This window comes from Burkholderia sp. AcTa6-5 (assembly GCF_017815075.1).
GTDB lineage: Bacteria > Pseudomonadota > Gammaproteobacteria > Burkholderiales > Burkholderiaceae > Burkholderia > Burkholderia sola.
On record NZ_JAGIQE010000047.1, the window covers coordinates 1 to 18,504 of the forward strand.

Annotated in this window: 19 protein-coding genes; 6 read left to right on the top strand and 13 right to left on the bottom strand. The window is 65.1% G+C overall.

Translation table 11 applies throughout. The features are described 5' to 3' along the window. Positions 1–200 precede the first annotated feature (200 nt). Positions 201–1,400 (bottom strand): amino acid aminotransferase, encoded by a 1,200-nt coding sequence (locus J8I33_RS33675; protein ID WP_050018182.1) that lies wholly within the window; start codon positions 1,398–1,400, stop codon positions 201–203. 259 nt (positions 1,401–1,659) lie between these two features. Between J8I33_RS33675 and uvrB the strand changes: the two genes are divergently transcribed. The 5 genes from uvrB (at position 1,660) to J8I33_RS33700 (ending at position 7,211) form a co-directional block, all read left to right on the top strand. Next, complete coding sequence (gene uvrB / locus J8I33_RS33680) at positions 1,660–3,750, top strand: excinuclease ABC subunit UvrB (RefSeq protein WP_050018183.1); 2,091 nt, start codon at positions 1,660–1,662, stop codon at positions 3,748–3,750. Between the two features lie 226 nt (positions 3,751–3,976). Further along, positions 3,977–4,528: an iron transporter gene (locus J8I33_RS33685; protein ID WP_050018184.1), complete on the top strand. Its 552-nt coding sequence runs from the start codon at positions 3,977–3,979 to the stop codon at positions 4,526–4,528. A gap of 55 nt (positions 4,529–4,583) precedes the next feature. After that, a complete protein-coding gene (locus tag J8I33_RS33690) occupies positions 4,584–4,916 on the top strand; it encodes a cupredoxin domain-containing protein (protein ID WP_006478303.1) in 333 nt (110 codons plus the stop codon). Positions 4,917–4,974: 58 nt separating this feature from the next. Continuing rightward, positions 4,975–5,817 carry an FTR1 family protein gene (locus tag J8I33_RS33695; RefSeq protein ID WP_027784952.1) on the top strand — a complete coding sequence of 281 codons (843 nt, stop codon included), beginning with the start codon at positions 4,975–4,977 and terminating at the stop codon, positions 5,815–5,817. Then, entirely contained in the window at positions 5,814–7,211 is a 1,398-nt protein-coding gene (locus J8I33_RS33700) for a 4Fe-4S binding protein (protein WP_050018185.1), read from the top strand. The genes J8I33_RS33695 and J8I33_RS33700 overlap by 4 nt, the downstream gene beginning before the upstream one ends. A gap of 274 nt (positions 7,212–7,485) precedes the next feature. Here J8I33_RS33700 and J8I33_RS33705 read toward each other — a convergent pair whose 3' ends face one another. The 3 genes from J8I33_RS33705 to J8I33_RS33715 all read right to left on the bottom strand — a co-directional run bounded on the left by J8I33_RS33705 (position 7,486) and on the right by J8I33_RS33715 (position 9,323). After that, positions 7,486–7,731 carry a hemin uptake protein HemP gene (locus tag J8I33_RS33705; protein ID WP_050018186.1) on the bottom strand — a complete coding sequence of 82 codons (246 nt, stop codon included), beginning with the start codon at positions 7,729–7,731 and terminating at the stop codon, positions 7,486–7,488. 139 nt (positions 7,732–7,870) lie between these two features. Then, on the bottom strand, positions 7,871–8,353 hold the full coding sequence (locus tag J8I33_RS33710; protein ID WP_050018187.1) for an SRPBCC family protein: 483 nt from the start codon (positions 8,351–8,353) through the stop codon (positions 7,871–7,873). A gap of 97 nt (positions 8,354–8,450) precedes the next feature. Next, entirely contained in the window at positions 8,451–9,323 is an 873-nt protein-coding gene (locus tag J8I33_RS33715) for a pirin family protein (protein WP_050018188.1), read from the bottom strand. A gap of 121 nt (positions 9,324–9,444) precedes the next feature. Between J8I33_RS33715 and J8I33_RS33720 the strand changes: the two genes are divergently transcribed. Further along, positions 9,445–10,419, top strand: coding sequence for a LysR family transcriptional regulator (locus J8I33_RS33720; protein ID WP_209939968.1), 975 nt, complete (start codon positions 9,445–9,447; stop codon positions 10,417–10,419). 412 nt (positions 10,420–10,831) lie between these two features. Here J8I33_RS33720 and J8I33_RS33725 read toward each other — a convergent pair whose 3' ends face one another. From J8I33_RS33725 to J8I33_RS33765, 9 genes are all read right to left on the bottom strand, one after another. Beyond that, positions 10,832–11,260 (bottom strand): biopolymer transporter ExbD, encoded by a 429-nt coding sequence (locus J8I33_RS33725; RefSeq protein WP_006478310.1) that lies wholly within the window; start codon positions 11,258–11,260, stop codon positions 10,832–10,834. A gap of 13 nt (positions 11,261–11,273) precedes the next feature. Next, positions 11,274–12,008 carry a MotA/TolQ/ExbB proton channel family protein gene (locus J8I33_RS33730; RefSeq protein ID WP_006483875.1) on the bottom strand — a complete coding sequence of 245 codons (735 nt, stop codon included), beginning with the start codon at positions 12,006–12,008 and terminating at the stop codon, positions 11,274–11,276. A 35-nt stretch (positions 12,009–12,043) separates the two neighbouring features. After that, positions 12,044–12,775 (bottom strand): energy transducer TonB, encoded by a 732-nt coding sequence (locus J8I33_RS33735; protein WP_124557682.1) that lies wholly within the window; start codon positions 12,773–12,775, stop codon positions 12,044–12,046. Positions 12,776–12,993: 218 nt separating this feature from the next. Then, the gene (locus tag J8I33_RS33740; RefSeq protein ID WP_006482749.1) at positions 12,994–13,230 is read right to left on the bottom strand and encodes a (2Fe-2S)-binding protein; all 237 of its coding nucleotides are present in this window, start codon (positions 13,228–13,230) and stop codon (positions 12,994–12,996) included. A gap of 150 nt (positions 13,231–13,380) precedes the next feature. Continuing rightward, positions 13,381–14,238 (bottom strand): glutamate racemase, encoded by an 858-nt coding sequence (gene murI, locus J8I33_RS33745; RefSeq protein WP_050018191.1) that lies wholly within the window; start codon positions 14,236–14,238, stop codon positions 13,381–13,383. A 19-nt stretch (positions 14,239–14,257) separates the two neighbouring features. Then, the gene (gene bfr / locus J8I33_RS33750; RefSeq protein ID WP_043188739.1) at positions 14,258–14,734 is read right to left on the bottom strand and encodes a bacterioferritin; all 477 of its coding nucleotides are present in this window, start codon (positions 14,732–14,734) and stop codon (positions 14,258–14,260) included. A 193-nt stretch (positions 14,735–14,927) separates the two neighbouring features. Next, positions 14,928–16,451: a fumarate hydratase gene (locus J8I33_RS33755; protein WP_050018192.1), complete on the bottom strand. Its 1,524-nt coding sequence runs from the start codon at positions 16,449–16,451 to the stop codon at positions 14,928–14,930. Positions 16,452–16,494: 43 nt separating this feature from the next. Next, positions 16,495–17,079 (bottom strand): TIGR00645 family protein, encoded by a 585-nt coding sequence (locus J8I33_RS33760; RefSeq protein WP_050018193.1) that lies wholly within the window; start codon positions 17,077–17,079, stop codon positions 16,495–16,497. Between the two features lie 112 nt (positions 17,080–17,191). Next, entirely contained in the window at positions 17,192–18,100 is a 909-nt protein-coding gene (locus J8I33_RS33765; protein ID WP_124631988.1) for a DMT family transporter, read from the bottom strand. Between the last annotated feature and the right edge of the window lie 404 nt (positions 18,101–18,504).

An 18,504-nucleotide genomic window follows, 5' to 3' on the forward strand; every position in this document is an offset into this window, starting at 1 on the left:
TCCTGTCGGCGTTCCCGAGCGCCGCGCTCACCGGCCAGTCGTTCGTCGTCAGCCACGGCTGGTTCATGCAGTAACGCGGGAGCGGGCGGTATCGCCGTCCGCCGCGCTGGACGCTGGACTGCACAAAAAAACGCGCTCCGTGGAGCGCGTTTTTCATGTCGGCAGGGCGGGGCCGGTGACAGCCGCCTCCCGGCGTGGCTTTACTTCAGGACCGCTGCGACCGCATTGGCGACCGCGTCGAGGTTCCGCATATTCAGCGCGGCGACGCAAATCCGGCCCGTGCCGACCGCATAGATGCCGAACTCGTCGCGCAGGCGATCGACTTGTGCCGAGGTCAGGCCCGAATACGAGAACATCCCGCGCTGCGCGTTGATGAAGCTGAAGTCACGATCGACGCCGCTCGCCTTCAGGCGTTCGACGAGACCATTGCGCATCGCGCGGATGCGATCGCGCATTTCGCCGAGTTCCTGCACCCACGAAGCGTGCAGTTCCGGCGACGCGAGCACCGCTGCGACCACTGCGCCGCCGTGGGTCGGCGGGTTCGAGTAGTTCGTGCGGATCACGCGCTTCAGTTGCGACAGCACGCGCGTGGCTTCTTCCTTGCTCGACGTGATGATCGACAGCGCGCCGACGCGCTCGCCGTACAGCGAGAACGACTTCGAGAACGACGACGACACGAACGCGTTCAGGTCGGCCGCGGCAAACAGGCGCACGGCAGCGGCATCGGCTTCGATGTTCTCGCCGAAGCCCTGGTAGGCCATGTCGAGGAACGGCACGAGGTTGCGCGCCTTCACGACGTCGACGACCTGTTGCCATTGCGCTTCGGTCAGGTCCACGCCGGTCGGGTTGTGGCAGCACGCGTGCAGCACGACGACCGTGCCGGCCGCATAGCCGTTCAGCGCCGACAGCATGCCTTCGAAGTTCACGCCGTGGGTGGCCGCGTCGTAGTACGGGTACGCGACGACCTCGAAGCCGGCCGCTTCGAACAGCGCGCGATGGTTTTCCCAGCTCGGATCGCTGATCGCGACCTTCACGTTCGGGTTCAGGGTGCGCAGGAAATCGGCGCCGATCTTCAGCGCGCCGGTGCCGCCCAGTGCCTGGGCCGTGACCACGCGGCCCGCCGCGATCAGCGGCGAGTCGTTGCCGAGCAGCAGCTTCTGCACGGCTGCATCGTAGGCGGCGATCCCGTCGATCGGCAGGTAACCGCGCGGCAGGCCGGCCTCGACACGCGCCTTTTCCGCGTCGCGAACCGCGCGCAGCAGCGGAATCTTGCCGTCTTCGTTCGTGTACACGCCGACGCCGAGGTTGACCTTGGTCGGACGCGCATCGGCGTTGAAGGCTTCGTTCAGGCCCAGGATCGGGTCGCGGGGAGCAAGCTGGACAGCGGAGAAGAGCGACATGATGATTCGGCAGTAGTGAAAAGAGGGTCAGGCTTTCAACCGGCGGGGCGGGCGCAGTGGACCGCGCCTGCGGCGCGACGCCGGGAAGCGCAGCAGCCTGACATTGTAGCGAATTCGTGCTGGCGGGGGCGGTCATTCCGTCGCGATCAGGGCGACGAATCGCGATTTCGGGCGGCCGTCGCGCGTCAGGAGTCGACAGCAGTTCGCACGGCCGCGAAGCGCTAGAATGCTTTCTTTGCCCTTGCTCCGGCCGCATTCCATGTCCGAACATCATGCCGAAGTCGGCGACGCGCTCGACGAATCCAAATTCGTCACTTTCGAAGGGTCGCCGTTCCAGCTTTACCAGCCCTATCCGCCCGCGGGCGACCAGCCGACCGCGATCGACACGCTCGTCGAAGGCGTCGGCGACGGCCTTGCCTTCCAGACGCTGCTCGGCGTAACGGGTTCGGGCAAGACCTTCACGATGGCGAACACGATCGCGCGGCTCGGCCGCCCGGCGATCGTGTTCGCGCCGAACAAGACGCTCGCGGCCCAGCTTTACGCGGAGTTCCGGGAGTTCTTCCCGCGCAACGCGGTCGAGTATTTCGTCTCGTACTACGACTACTACCAGCCTGAGGCCTACGTGCCGCAGCGCGACCTGTTCATCGAGAAGGATTCGTCGATCAACGAGCACATCGAGCAGATGCGGCTGTCGGCGACGAAGAGCCTGATGGAGCGCCGCGACGTGGTGATCGTCGCGACGGTGTCGGCGATCTACGGTATCGGCAATCCGTCCGAATACCACCAGATGATCCTGACGCTGCGAACCGGCGACAAGCTCGGCCAGCGCGACGTGATCGCGCGGCTGATCGCGATGCAATACACGCGCAACGAGCAGGATTTCCAACGCGGCACGTTCCGCGTGCGCGGCGACACGATCGACATCTTCCCCGCCGAACACGCGGAAATGGCCGTGCGCGTCGAGCTGTTCGACGACGAGGTCGAGACGCTGCACCTGTTCGACCCGCTGACCGGGCGCGTGCGGCAGAAGATTCCGCGTTTCACCGTGTATCCGTCGTCGCACTACGTGACGCCGCGCGACACCGTGATGCGCGCGGTCGAGACGATCAAGGACGAATTGCGCGAACGGCTCGAGTTCTTCCATCGCGAAGGCAAGCTCGTCGAGGCGCAGCGCCTCGAGCAGCGCACGCGCTTCGATCTCGAGATGCTGCAGGAGCTCGGCTTCTGCAAGGGCATCGAGAACTATTCGCGGCATTTCTCGGGCGCGGCGCCCGGCGATCCGCCGCCGACGCTCGTCGACTACCTGCCGCCCGATGCGCTGATGCTGCTCGACGAATCGCACGTGCTGATCGGCCAGCTGAACGGCATGTACAACGGCGACCGCGCACGCAAGGAAAACCTCGTCAATTACGGGTTTCGCCTGCCGTCCGCGCTCGACAACCGGCCGCTGAAGTTCCCCGAGTTCGAGCGCAAGATGCGGCAGGTCGTGTTCGTGTCGGCCACGCCGGCCGACTACGAGAAGCGCGTGACGGGGCAGATCGCCGAGCAGGTCGTGCGACCGACGGGCCTCGTCGATCCGGAAATCGAAGTGCGGCCGGCGAGCTCGCAGGTCGACGACGTGCTGACCGAGATCAACGCGCGCGTGAAGGCCGGCGAGCGCGTGCTGATCACGACGCTGACGAAGCGCATGGCCGAACAACTGACCGAGTTCCTGGCCGACCATGGCGTCAAGGTGCGTTACCTGCACAGCGACATCGATACGGTCGAGCGCGTCGAGATCATCCGCGACCTGCGGCTCGGCACGTTCGACGTGCTGGTCGGGATCAACCTGCTGCGCGAGGGCCTCGACATTCCCGAAGTGTCGCTCGTCGCGATCCTCGACGCGGACAAGGAAGGCTTCCTGCGCGCCGAGCGCTCGCTGATCCAGACGATCGGCCGCGCCGCGCGGAACGTGAACGGCAAGGCGATCCTCTACGCGGACAACATGACCGAGTCGATGAAGCGCGCGATCGGCGAAACCGAGCGGCGCCGCGCGAAGCAGATCGCGTACAACGAAAAGATGGGCATCACGCCGCGCGGCGTCGTGAAGCGCATCAAGGACATCATCGACGGCGTCTACAACGCCGACGACGCGCGTGCGGAGCTGAAGGAGGCGCAGCAGCGCGCGAAATTCGAGGACATGTCGGAAAAGCAGCTCGCGAAGGAAATCAAGCGCCTCGAGAAGCAGATGGCCGACTACGCGAAGAACCTCGAGTTCGAGAAGGCCGCCGCGACCCGCGACCAGCTTGCCGTGCTGCGCGAACGCGTGTTCGGCGCGAACGTCGGCGACCACATCAGCGGCGGGCGGTAAATCTTTCCAAACGTCACCGTATCCTTTTGGTAAAGCGCCTGTAAGCCTTGTCGGATCAGGGGTTTACGGCGCTCTCCGTTTGTTCCGGAACGGGTTCGGTGCTAAACTCCCCATGTATTGAGAATAGTTCGCATTAACGTTCTTCGTCGCGTTAGTGTTTCCAGCGGGCGGCCCGGCGGCGGCCCGCATGTCGTCAAGATAGTCAGACAAATAACAAGGAGTGTCCATGTTGGGTTCTTCGTTCATCCGCACGACGGTTGCGGTAGCGGCGGCGCTGGCCGCGATGTCGGCCTCGGCTGCCGAGTATCCGATCGGCAAGCAGCAGATCCAGGGCGGCATGGAAATCGGCGCGGTGTATCTGCAGCCGATCACGATGGACCCGGAAGGCATGATGCGCAAGGCGTCGGATTCCGACATCCACCTTGAGGCCGACATCCATGCGGTCAAGAACAACCCGACCGGTTTCGCGGAAGGCGACTGGATGCCGTACCTGCAGGTCACCTACAAGCTGACGAAGCAGGGCGACACGAAGTGGAAGGCCGAAGGCGACCTGATGGGCATGGTCGCGAGCGACGGCCCGCACTACGGCGACAACGTGAAGCTCGCCGGCCCCGGCAAGTACCACCTGACGCTGGTCGTCAAGCCGCCGATGCAGTCCGGTCACATGGCGTTCGGTCGCCACGTCGACAAGGAAACGGGCGTGGGCCCGTGGTTCAAACCCATCACGCTCGAGTACGACTTCCCGTTCGCCGGTATCGGCAAGAAGGGCGGTTACTGATCGGTGGCATCACGAACGGCGCGCTTCGGCGCGCCGTCGGCGTAGAGAACCCAGTATGAAAATTCCCCAGAAAATCGTCGCCGCAGCCGCTGCGCTGTGGCTTGCCGGCGCGGCCCATGCGGCCGATCTGCCGACGTTCAAGCTCGAGATGACGGACGGCAAGCTGAACCCCGCCCGCATCGAAGTGCCGGCCGGCCAGCGTTTCAAAATCGAGATCAGGAACACCGGCAAGGGTGCCGCCGAATTCGAGAGCGTGCAGTTGCGCAAGGAGAAGGTGCTCGCGCCGGGCGCCGACTCGTTCGTCGTCGTCGCCCCGCTGTCGCCGGGCGAATACAAGTTTTTCGACGATTTCCACCAGCAGGCACAGGGCGTGATCGTCGCGAAGTAACGCGTTTTATCTGCGCGCGGGCGCGCCAGTCCCTTGCCCCGCGCGTCAGGAGGTATCGATGGGTCAGATCTTGTTCATCGTCTGGCGGGAGAGCGTCGAAGCGCTGCTCGTCGTCGGCATTCTCTATGCATGGCTGAAAAACGGCGACGACGACGCGCGCCGCGGCCTGCCTTTCCTCTGGGCCGGCGTCGGCGTCGGCCTGCTGATGGCCGTCGGCCTCGGCGCCGCGCTGGTCGGGTTCACCGAAGTGTTGTCCGGCGACGCGCAGGACTATTTCCAGACGGCGATGGTGCTGATCGCGTGCGTGCTGATCGTGCAGATGGTGCTGTGGATGCGCCGGCACGGCCGCACGCTGAAGCGCGACATGGAGCAATCGCTGCAGCAAAGCACGCGCGATTCGAACTGGTGGGGCGTCGCCGTGCTGGTCGCGCTCGCGATCGCGCGCGAAGGCAGCGAGACGGTGATCTTCCTGTACGGCCTCGGTTTCGGCCAGTCGGGCCACGTCGATGGCAGCCAGATGCTTGCGGTCGTGATCGGTCTCGGCCTCGCGTTCCTCACGTTCTATCTGCTGCAACTCGGCGGCAAGTACTTCTCGTGGCGGCATTTCTTCCGCGTCACCGAAGTGATGCTGCTGTTCCTCGGCGCGGGCCTGTTCCAGACCGGCGTCGACAAGCTGATCGACAAGGAAATCCTGCCGCTCGGCATCTCGCAAGTGTGGGACACGTCCGCGATCCTCGATGATTCGGGCACGTTCGGTTCGCTCGTCGCGACGCTGACCGGCTATCGCGCGCATCCGGCGCTGACCAACCTGGTCGCCTATGCGGTTTACTGGGCGGTCGTCTGGCTGCTGATGAAGCGTGCGAGCCGCCGTCCGGCCGTCGCAGCGGGTCGCGCGGCATGAGTGTTATCGCCGCCGTCAAGCCGGGCTGGCTCGCGCAGGCCGGCCAGTGGATGCAGCGCCACGGTGCGCTGATCCGGGGTATCCAGTGGATCGTCGTCGCCGTCTACGCGTTCCTGATCATCGTGCCGGCCGTGCTGCCGCTGCCGGACGATTCCGCGCATCTGTGGAACAACCTCACGCTCATCGCGCAGTTCGCGTTCTGGGGCATCTGGTGGCCGTTCGTGCTGCTGTCGATGGTGATGCTCGGCCGCGTGTGGTGCGGCGTGCTGTGCCCGGAGGGCGCGCTCACCGAATACGCGAGCAAGTTCGGCCGCGGCGGCCCGATTCCGCGCTGGATCCGGTGGGGCGGCTGGCCGTTCGTCGCGTTCGGCATCACGACGATCTACGGGCAGATGGTCAGCGTGTACCAGTACCCGCTCGCGGTGCTGTTCGTGCTCGGCGGCTCGACCGTCGGCGCGATCGTGATCGGCGTGCTGTACGGTCGCGAGAAGCGCGTGTGGTGCAAGTATCTGTGCCCGGTCAACGGCGTGTTCGGGCTGCTCGCGCGGCTTGCGCCGATGCGCTACAAGGTCGACGAGGATGCGTGGCGCCGTTCGTACAAGAACGGCGAGCACGGCCATCGCGTGATTCCGATCAATTGCGCGCCGCTCGTGCCGTTGCGCAACATGAAGGGCGCGGCGGACTGCCATATGTGCGGCCGCTGCAGCGGGCACCGCGACGCGATTTCGCTGTCGCTGCGCTCGCCGTCCGACGAAGTCGTGAATCTCGGTGCGGAGCGGGCCAATCCGTGGGACACCGCGCTGATCCTGTACGGCTTGCTCGGCGTGGCGATCGGTGCGTTCCACTGGACCGTCAGCCCGTGGTTCGTGCAGATCAAGCAATGGCTCGCGGGCTGGCTGATCGATCAGGACATCACGTGGCCGCTCGAGACCAATGCGCCGTGGTTCCTGCTCACGCACTACCCGGATCGCAATGACGTGTTCTCCTGGCTCGATGGCGGGCTGGTCGTCAGCTACATCGTCGGCACGGGGCTCGTGTACGGCACGGCGCTGCTGGTGTTGCTGGCCGGCGCCACATTGATGCTCGGCCGTTTCGATCGCGTGCGCCTGCATCACCTCGCCCAGGCGCTGATCCCGATCGCGGGCGCGGGCGTGTTCCTCGGGCTGTCGGCCACGACGCTGTCGTTGCTGCGCGCCGAGCATGTGCCGCTCGGCTGGGCTACCGATGTGCGCATCGCGATTCTGGTCGGCGCCAACGTATGGAGTGCGTGGCTCGCGTGGCAGGTGACGGGGCGCTATGCGACGTGGCCGCGCCGGCTCGCGGCATTCGCGTGGTTCGCGGTCGGCCTGGCCGTCATCGACAGCGCGTGGTGGTTGATGTTCTGGGGGTTCTGAAGCGGCGTGTATGTCGCTTCTCGCTGTCGCGCATTGACGGCAGCTGTGACCCGGGCGGCGTGCTTCGCGCATTGGCTGCCCAAACGAAAAAGCGACACGTCCATCGACGTGTCGCTTTTTTTCTTCCTTGTGCGAGAACCAAAAAAGTGGCTTGGCTTGCTGCAACGGCTGCTTGAGTGTGTTTGCACGAAGGGGTCTAGATCTCGCGTGCAAGCCGTTACGCTGGCTACTGCCCAACACCTCTCAGGGAGGTGGTCCCCACAATACTCGGTCGTTACTTCGTCAGGATCAGTTTGCCGAGCCGCGTGGCCCGCAACTGATAAGTCTCTCCGTTATGCGCGATGCTGACGTGGCTTTGGCCTTGCAGCAGCGCATCGCTGTTGACGACCCGCGTGCCTGCATCGCGGTTGCCGGCGGGTTTCGCCGGCGTGGTGACCGCTGCCGTCTTCTGGCGGCTGCTGGCTGCGGTGCTCGTGGTGCGGCGCAGGGTCAGCGTGGTCGGGCGCATGGTGTCGGTCATTCGGTTTGATCGGTGACTGTCGATACGATGGAATGAATTCTAAATGATAACTATTCCCATTTACAAAAACTCTTTATCGATCGATTCGTCTGGGCTGATAGCCTGAGTCAAAGGGGCGGCCCGCAGGCCGCCGCCGGGTTCAGTGCAGCGGATCAGGGTCCTTGCGACCCTGCGCGTATTCGCGGATCAGGCGAACGGTGTCGATGTCCGACGTGCGGTACGCCTCCTTGACGATCCCGTGCGTCTGTCGCGCTTCTTCGCTGTCGTCGGTGACCGTCAGCGTCGTGCGGTACTCGAAACGCAGGAACAGCTCGTGGTCGTCGCGTTCCTCGATCGTCATCGTCAGCGAGCCACCGATCTCGCCATCGGCCGCACGGATGTCGTAGCGGACCTGCTGGTTCGGCGTGAACGTCACGTGGTCGCGCACGGTCGCGTGGCCGTAGTGCAGTTCGCGTTCGAGCGTCGTGTCCGTCCGCTCGCGGATGACGCAGCTGTCGAGGCCGATCACGAACAGTTGCGGCTGTTCGGCACGCAGGACGAGACCTTCCCAGAGCTGGTCGCGGTTGAGGCTCGGCACGGCCGGATCGTCGGAATTGATCTGGATCAGATGTTCGAAGTTCAAGGGGACGGGTTCCTTCTGGTGGCGGGCGGCCACATGGTTCAAGAAGTTATTGTGACGCAAAACCATCGGCTTCGCGGCACCTGCCACCCGATCCGATTCACGCTTCGATGCGACCCATGCGACCGGTCTGATAGTCGACGACAGCCTGCCGGATCTCTTCCTCGGTATTCATCACGAACGGGCCGTAACGGACGATCGGCTCGTTGAGCGGCACGCCGCCGATCAGCAGCAGGTCGAGCGACGTGTCGCCGGCAGCGAACGTGACGGTGTCGCCATCGTCGCCGTAGACGATCATGTGCCGTGCGTCGACAGCTTGCCTGTCGGGCCCGTAAAGGCCCCTTCCGTCGATCGGATAGGCAAACACGCGATAACCGGCCGGCACGGGCTGCGTGACCGTTGCACCGGGCTCCAGCGTGAAGTGCTGGTAGAGGATCGGCGTGCGCGTCTCGATCGCGGCTTTTACGCCGAATGCTTCGCCCGCGATGACGCGCACGCGCGCGCGGCCGTCCGGCGATGTCGCGGTCGGAATGCGGGCGGCCGGGATCTCCTGGTAGCGCGGCGCGATCATCTTGTCGCGGCGCGGCAGGTTGACCCACAGCTGGAAGCCGTGGGAGCGTCCGCCTGCCCGAGCGAACGCCGGTTCGGGCATCTCGCTGTGCACGACGCCGGCGCCGGCCGTCATCCACTGCACGTCGCCGGGGCCGAGCGTGCCGGCATGGCCGGACGAGTCGCGATGGCGGAAGCGTCCATCGAGCGCGTAGGTCACGGTCTCGAAGCCGCGATGCGGATGGTCGGGCGCACCCACGGCTTCGCCGGGCGCGTAGTCGACGGGGCCCATTTCATCGAGCAGCAGGAACGGATCGAAATCCATCAGCAGCCGCGTCGGGAACGGGCGGTGAACCACGAAACCGCCGCCTTCGGTGGTGCGAAGCGCGGGGTAGGTGCGATCAAGCGAGCGAGCGGTGGTCATGGGAAGCCCTCGAAATCATCGGAATAGCGTTATTTTTGAAACATAGCGCTATTATATTGGGCGTTTTCCCGTTCGATTGGCGGTGGTTCGCAATGGATTGTTCTGAAATTGGAACGATGAGATGAATATCGATGCACATAACCTGAACGACCTGATGTACTTCTCGCAGGTCGTTGAACATGGGGGCTTTTCGGCCGCCGAACGCGTGCTGGGCATCTCGAAATCGCGTCTGTCGCGGCGCCTGACCGAGCTCGAGGCCGCGCTCGGCGTGCGCCTGCTTCAGCGCTCGACGCGCAAGCTCGCACTGACCGAGGCGGGGGAGCTGTTCTACCAGCATTGCCAGGCGATGCTCGCCGAAGCACGGGCCGCGATGAACGCGGTGCAGCAGTTGCGCGCGTCGCCACGCGGCTCGGTGCGCGTCAGCGTGCCGGTGACGCTGTCGCAGACAATGCTGTCGCGCATCCTGCCCGAATTCCTGCGCCGCTATCCCGAGGTGAAGGTGCATGTGCGCGTGACGAATCGCGTGATCGACCTGTTCGAGGATTCGATCGACGTCGCGTTGCGCGTGCGCTCGGAGCCGCCGCAGAACGCGAACATCGTCGTGCGGCCGCTGTGGCGCACCGAGCAGATGCTGGTCGGCGCGCCGAGCCTGCTGAGCCAGAACGCGCCGCCGCTGGCGCCGGACGACTTGACCGGCTTCGAGACGCTCGATACGCCGAGCGTCGACGGCCGGCACGTATTCAACCTGATCTCGCCGGACGGAACGCGTCACGTGCACGAGCATGATCCGCGTCTCGTGACGGCCGACCTGATGACGATCCGCGAGGCCGTGCTCGACGGCCTCGGCATCGCGGCGCTGCCGGAGATGATGTACGGCAACGCGTTGCGCGCGGGGCAACTGTCGCCGGTGATGCCGGGCTGGACGCTGCCGGTGCCGCAGCTGTATGCGGTGTTCGTGTCGCGTCAGGGGATGCCGCCCGCGGTCCGTGCGTTCGTCGATTACCTGGTCGAGAAGCTCGACCATGGCGCATACAAGGAGCCGGGTTGCCCCGAGCGTGCGAAGAAGGAAACGGCAGCCGATGTTTCGGCCACCTGAACACGGCACGCACGACGACGCAAATTTGTTTTGTCATTGAAGCGTCGGCTGCAATCGCAAGTTTCAATCGCCGGAACCTTGAATGCGTGCGCGGGCGGGCCTATATTGAAATCCCATTTCGCGAAGGAAGTTCTGAGCGAAATCAGGTGGCCGCATATATTGTGAGCCAGATAGGGCAGAACGCGCAGTCCGTGCAGACCACGGCAGAGTCGCATTTGCGTTGCTCGAGGCGTAACCGATACCGCCGAAGAGCCCGCCGCCCGAAGGCGCCCGCGTGCGCATGAAAAAAGGCCTTCATCTGGCGATGAAGGCCTTTTACTTTAGGTACGGCCGGTTAGGTACGGCCGGTTAGGTACGGCCGGTTAGGTACGGCCGGCTAGCTGCGCAGTGGCGACGGCGGAACGTGCGTGCGTTACTTCGCTTTCGCGCCCGGCTCCGTCACGAAGCCGAGTTTTGTCAGGCCGCCAGCTTGCGCATCCGACATCACTTCCGCGACGTGTTCGTAGGCAACCTTGCGGTCCGCGCGCAGATGCAATTCCGGCTGCGGCGTGCGCTTCGCAGCTTCCGCAATGCGTGCCTGCAGCTGTTCGCGCGTGACCGTGTGGTCGTCCCACAGGATCGTGCCGTCGCCCTGGATCGCGACGTCGACGGTCTGCGGCTTTTCGTCGACGGGCTGGCTGCTGGCGTGCGGCAGGTCGATCTTCACCGCATGCTGCATCGCCGGGATCGTCACGAGGAAAATGATCAGGAGTACGAGCATGACGTCGACGAGCGGCGTCATGTTGATCTCGCTCATCACGGCATCGTCGTCATCGTCGCTGAAACCGGTGTTCATGGCCATGGTTCACCTCGTCTCAGCTGGCGGCGCGCGATGCGAGACGCAGGCCGTCGCGCGTCGACGACGACGCGAGGCTCGCGCCCGTCACGAAGTACGCATGCAGGCCGTGCGCGAAGCGGCGCAGCTTGCTGACGACGCCCTTGTTCGCGCGGGTCAGCGCGTTGTAGCCGAGCACCGCGGGAATCGCGACGAACAGGCCGAAGGCCGTCATGATCAGCGATTCGCCGACCGGGCCCGCGACCTGGTCGATCGACGTCTGGCCGGTGGCGCCGATCGCGAGCAGCGCGTGATAGATGCCCCAGACCGTGCCGAACAGGCCGACGAACGGCGCCGTGCTGCCGACCGATGCGAGGATCGCGAGGCCGCTCTGCATGCGCGAAATGCCTTCGTCCATCGTGTCCTTCAGGCAGCGCGTGACCCAGTCCGATACGTCCATGCGGTCGTGCAGGTGCGGTTGCGTCTGATGGTGGTGGTCGGCGGCTTCCTTGCCCGACAGCGCGAGCGCGAGGAACGGGTTGTCGTTCGGCGTCGATGCGGCGAGGCCGAGCTTCTTGATGCCGTCGTCGAAATTGTCGGAATGCCAGAATGCCTGTTCGGCATTCTTCGTGAGGCGGTTCAGGCGGATCACGTTCCAGCCCTTGATGACGATCACGATCCACGACAGGACCGACATCACGAGCAGCGTGATCGCGATGGCGCGCGTGACGAAATCACCTTGCGCCCAGACGTGCGCGATACCGTAGCTTTGCATTTTTTGTTTCCTTTGAATCTTCCGGATGAGGCAGGTTAGTCGGTGAGCCCGAAGCTGTAGGGCTGTGTGCGGGCGGCGCGGATCGCCTGGCCGTTCTCGACGTACGGGCGGCAGGTGGTCGAGCGCATCGCGTCGAGTGCGGCATCGTCGAGGCGCGGATAGCCGCTGCTCTTCTGCAGATCGATGCTTTCGATCTTGCCGGTCACGCCGACGACGAAGTGAACATAGGCGGTGCCCGATTCGCCGCGGCGGCGCGACATCGACGGATAGTCGGGCTTCACGAAGTTGCATTGGAGCGTCGGCACGTTCTTCGGTGCGCTGACCTGCATCGTTTCGCGCGCCGGGCCCGGCGTGGCGGCCGGTGCCGCGGGAGCGGGCGCGGCCGGCGCCGGCGTTGGATCGGCTGCGGGAGCGGGTGTGGGCGATGGGGCCGGCGACGGCGCAAGCGGCTGCGGGGTCGGCTTCGCCGCCTTTTGCACCGGCTTCGGCTCGACCTTCGGCTTTACGCGCGGCACGGGCTTCGGCGGTGCCGGCTGCGGGATCGACTCGGCCGCGACCTGCTGCGCGATCGGCGCGGGCGTGATGAGCTGCGCGGTGATCGTCTGGACCTCGACCGATTTCGGCGGCGGTGCGTTGCGATGGAGCCACGCGGCCGTCAGCATGATCGCGTGTGCGGCAAGCACACCGACCGCGACGACGATCACTCGGGGATTCATACGTGGTGCAGCCGGCATGGCGCCGGCAGGAGCGAGATGCGAAGCCTGCATGTTAGCTTGAAAGAACGACGTCGCACCCGGGGCGCGGCGGGTGAATCGGCATCACTTGCGGAAGATCAGCAGCGAGATGCAAACGGTGGTTACGAATCCGATCAGCAATTCCATCACAGGCTCCTTGGCAGGTAAGCCGTTGGCTCGCGCAGACGGTGGCTTGCTGACGGTCAAGACAAAAAATGCGGCCTGGGCCGCATGCGCACGCTCGGCGCCGCTCAGGCGGCCTTGCGGTCGTAGAACGTGACCGGAATCGGATGCGCATGATGCTCGACACCGCAACGGCTCGCGCAGACGCCTTGCTCGGCCATGAGGTCGCGTACGGACTCCTCGCACTTGCCGCAGCACGTGGCCACGCCGAGCTCGAACTGGAGTTCATCGAAAGAGTTCACGCCCTCGGCGAGGGACGCGCGAATCTTGCGATCCGAAACAGACTTGCACACGCAGACGATCATGATGAGTTGCGATAGCTAACGTTAATGCGAATTATTATCATTAATTTTGCGGAGGTTGACAAGCCTGGGTCGGGCTTTTTTAAGGTCATCGGACCCTTGAAACGGCGGGGGAAGGCGAAGTCGTCGCGGGAGCGGGCGTACCGGCCCGCGTCAGGCGGTCGCGCAGGCGCGCGCGTTCGGCGACGAAATGGTGACGGATTCGACCGGCGCATCGAGGCCGAGCAGCGTCGACGCGAGCGCGCGCAGTTGCAGGCCGTCGCTTGTCGAGCAGAAGCGCGGCGGCGCGGCATGCGTGCCGGCCGGCGCGCGCAGACCGCGCTCGTCGAGCACCCGCGCGAGCTGGCGCGCGATGGCATCGCTCGTATCGACGATCGTCAGGCGCTCGCCAACAAGGTTACGAATCGTGTCTGTGAAGAACGGGTAGTGCGTGCAGCCGAGGACCAGCGTATCGGCGCCGTCGTCGAGCATCGGCTGGATGTAACGCTCGAGCAGCGCGCGCAATGCGGGCGAGTTCGTGTCGCCGCGTTCGATCGCTTCGACGAGCCCGTGGCCGGGCTGGCAGATGAAGCGGCGGCCGGCGCCGTAGCGGTCGAGCAGTGCCTGGAAGCGCGGGCTGTTCAGCGTCGATTGCGTGGCGAGGACGCCCGCGACGCCGGTCGTGGACAGCGCGGCGGCCGGCTTGATGCCCGGCTCGACGCCGACGAGCGGGATCGACAGGCGTTCGCGGATGGCCGCGATCGCCCGTGCCGTGGCCGTGTTGCATGCGATGACGAGCGCTTTCGCGCCTTCGCGGGCGAGCCACTCGCCGATCGCCAGCGTGCGTTCCGTGATGAATGCCTCGTCGCGCGGGCCATACGGCGCGTGGTGCGAGTCGGCGACGTAGACGAACGATTCGCCGGGCAGATGCGCGCGCGCGGCGCGCAGCACCGACAGACCGCCGAGCCCCGAGTCGAAGATGCCGACAGGGGCGGTGGCGCGCGGCGCGGGTGCGGCGGACGGGTTCGTCATCGTCGGGCGGGCGGTGCGATTACTCGGCCGAACCCATCATCGTTTGCTGATAGTTCTGCAGGCCGACCTTGCCGATCAGGTCGATCTGCGTTTCGAGCCAGTCGATGTGCTCTTCGGTGTCGTCGAGAATCTTTTCGAAGATCTCGCGCGACACGTAGTCGCGAACCGATTCGCAGTAGGCGATCGCTTCCTTGCAGGTGGACTGCGAGATCTGCTCGAGCTTCAGGTCGCACTTCAGGATCTCTTCGGTCTCCTCGCCGACGAGCAGCTTGTGCAGGTCCTGCAGGTTCGGCAGGCCGTCGAGCATGAACACGCGCTCGATCAGCCAGTCGGCGTGTTTCATTTCGCCGATCGACTCATCGTATTCGTGCTTGCCGAGCTTCTCGAGGCCCCAGTGCTTGTACATGCGCGCATGCAGGAAGTACTGGTTGATCGCCGTGAGTTCGTTCTTCAGTTGGGCGTTCAGATATTCGATGACTTTCTTGTCGCCTTGCATGGCTATTCCTTGTTCAGTGGGGCTTCAGAAACCGAACGATAATCGCTCGAACGAGAAAAGCCAAGCCTCGAAGCCTTGTCGGGCCTGCCTTTCGCGTGTAATGAGAATCAGCCTCGAACGACCGGCCGAACACAATAATGAGAATGAGAAGTAAAAAGGCCGGACGTCCGTCCGGCCTTTCGTTCGATCGCGCTTAAGCGGTGGCGACCGGGATCTTGCCGATCTTCGCCTGCCATTCCTTCGGACCGGTCTGGTGCACCGACGTGCCCGACGAATCGACGGCCACCGTCACCGGCATATCCTGCACGTCGAACTCGTAGATCGCTTCCATGCCGAGGTCTTCGAACGCGAGCACCTTCGCGCCGCGGATCGCCTTCGACACGAGGTAGGCCGCCCCGCCGACCGCCATCAGGTAGGCTGCCTTGTGCTTCTTGATCGCGTCGATCGCGACCGGGCCGCGCTCGGCCTTGCCGACCATCGAGATCAGACCCGTCTGAGCGAGCATCGTCTCGGTGAACTTGTCCATGCGCGTGGCCGTCGTCGGGCCGGCCGGACCGACCACTTCGTCGCGCACCGGATCGACCGGGCCGACGTAGTAGATCACGCGGTTCGTGAAATCGACCGGCAGCTGCTCGCCCTTCGCGAGCATGTCGGCGATGCGCTTGTGCGCGGCGTCGCGGCCGGTGAGCATCTTGCCGGACAGCAGCAGCGTCTGGCCCGGCGTCCAGCTCGCGACTTCTTCCGGCGTCAGCGTGTTCAGGTCGACGCGCTTGCTGGTTTCCGTGTTCGGCTCCCACTGCACCTTCGGCCAGGCATCGAGCGACGGCGCTTCAAGCTTGGCCGGGCCCGAACCGTCGAGCACGAAGTGCGCGTGGCGCGTGGCCGCGCAGTTCGGGATCAGCGCGACCGGCTTCGAGGCCGCGTGCGTCGGCGCCGCCATGATCTTCACGTCGAGCACGGTCGCGAGGCCGCCGAGGCCCTGCGCGCCGATGCCGAGCGCGTTGACCTTCTCGTGCAGTTCCACGCGCAGTTCCTCGACCCAGTCCTTCGGGCCGCGCGCGATGATTTCCTGGATGTCGATCGGCTCCATCAGCGATTCCTTCGCCATCAGCATCGCCTTCTCGGCGGTGCCGCCGATGCCGATCCCGAGCATGCCCGGCGGGCACCAGCCGGCGCCCATCGTCGGGACCGTCTTCAGCACCCAGTCGACGATCGAGTCGGACGGGTTCAGCATCACGAACTTCGACTTGTTTTCCGAGCCGCCGCCCTTGGCCGCGACCTGCACGTCGACCTTGTCGCCCGGCACGATCTCGTAGTGGATCACGGCCGGCGTGTTGTCCTTCGTGTTCTTGCGGGCACCTTCCGGCGGATTGACGATCGACGCGCGCAGCACGTTGTCCGGGTGCGTGTAACCGCGGCGCACGCCTTCGTTGATCATGTCGGTGAGGCCCATCGTCGCGCCGTCCCAGCGCACGTCCATGCCGACCTTCACGAAGATCGTCACGATGCCGGTGTCCTGGCAGATCGGGCGCTTACCTTCCGCGCACATGCGGCTGTTCGTGAGGATCTGCGCAATCGCGTCCTTCGCCGCCGGGCTCTCTTCCAGCTCGTACGCGCGGCCGAGGGCCTGGATGTAGTCGAGCGGGTGGTAGTAGCTGATGTACTGCAGCGAATCCGCGATGCTCTGGATCAGGTCTTCCTGTTTGATGACGGTCATGGCTGAGACTCTGTGGGGACAGTGGGAATGGTTTGCCGACGGTTCAGGCCGCCGGTCGGGACGCCGCGGGCGCATGCGCCTCGTGGAAATGGGCCGGGTGCGTATGCGTCGTCAGGCGGTCGACCCACGCCATCACGAGCGCCGACACGAGGAACGACACGTGGATGAGCACCTGCCACATGATCGCGTGCGTCGTGTGCTGGTCGGGGTTGATGAAGGTCTTCAGCAGGTGGATCGACGAAATGCTGATCAGCGCCATCGACAGCTTGACCTTCAGCACGCCCGCGTTCACGTGGTCGAGCCATTCGGGCTCGTCGGGGTGGCCCTCGATGCCGAGCCGCGACACGAACGTTTCATACCCGCCGACGATCACCATGATCAGCAGGTTCGAGATCATCACCACGTCGATCAGGCCGAGCACGGCGAGCATCACGCTGATTTCGTCGAGGCCCGCCGCATGCGACAGCAGGTGCCAGACTTCCTTCAGGAACAGGAACACATAGACGGCCTGCGCGACGATCAGGCCGAGGTAAAGCGGCACCTGGAGCCAGCGGCTCATGAAAATCAGCGCGGGAAGGGGGCGAAGCGGGCGACGGCCAGGATGGCCGGGCGAATGCGGGGCGGACATGTCGGGGTACGGGCGCGGTGCGCAGGTATCGGGGATGATCTTGAAAAGGCGCGCTATTGTAACGCGTCGGCCGGCGCGGTTGCAGCGACGCGCCGGCACTGCCGGGGACGGATCAGGAAGCGGCGGCCGGCACGCGTTTCACGCGCAGGCTCGCGAGCACGATGCCGGCGACGACGCACGCGAGCGCGATGCCGTGCGCAAGCGTCGGGCGCTCGCCGAGGAACGCGATGCCGTACGCGGCCGCGGCGATCGGCAGCACCGCGCTGAACACGCCGGCGAGGCTGCCCGGCACGTGCCGGATACCCTTCATCCACAGCCAGAACGAGAAGATGCTGGCCGACAGCCCGTACCAGACGACGAGCGCCCAGGTGCCGGCGGGCACGCTCGCGTAATCGAAGTGCCACAGCGCGGTTGCGCCGAGCGGCAGCATCAGGAACAGGCCGAACAGGTGCGTGTACGCGCAGATGTCGATCGGCGCGAGCGTCTGCGTGAGCCGGCGCGACAGGATCACGTAGATCGATTCGCAGCACACCGCGCCGAGGATCAGCAGGTTGCCGGTCAGCGAGCCGGACGCGTCGCCCTGCGCGCCGTGACCGGCCGCGCCGCCGTTGGCGAGGTTGATCGTCACGACGCCGATGATCGCGAGCGCGATCGACACGAGCGCACGGCCGTTCGGTTTTTCACGCAGGATCAGCCACGCGAACAGCGCGACGATCGCCGGGATCGTGCTCGTGATGACGCCCGCGGCCACCGCGCTCGTGCGCTGCACGCCGTTGAGCATCAGCAGCGTGAACATGAAGGTGCCGAAGAAGGCCTGCAGGAACAGGTTCAGCCATTCGCCGCGCTTGACCGCGCGCATCTTCACGGGGCTGAACAGCGGCCACAGCACGGCGATCGCGATCACGAAGCGCAGCGTGGCGAGGATGGCGACGGGGACGAATGCAACGATGGATTTACCGATACCGACGTTGCTGCCGACGAACAGCATCGACAGGATGAGGAAGAGGGCGTAGCGATTCAAGCTGGAATCCGGAAGGCGAGTTCAGTTAGGATTGTAGGGTCGCGGTTGTAACAGCGTAAAGCCGACCTCGATGCGGCGCCGCCCGGCGCACGAAACGGCCATGCCGCGTAAGTGACGGGTAAGTTGGAGCGCTTATCGTGGAAACTGCCGGGCCGCGGGTCACGTTCATGTGAGGTGGTGCGGTGCAGCATCGTGCGCAGGCTTCGCGGCCGCGTGCGGGTGGTGGGAGACAGCGGCGCGCAGGCGCCGGCCAAGACGACGCGCGGCGCACACGATCGCGCCGCCATGCAGAGGATTCATGTTCACCAAGGGGTTGTCGATGTCTGCGATTGAATCGGTTCTTCACGAAACCCGTCAGTTCGCGCCGCCCGCGGCGCTCGAGCAGACGGCGACCATTTCCGGCA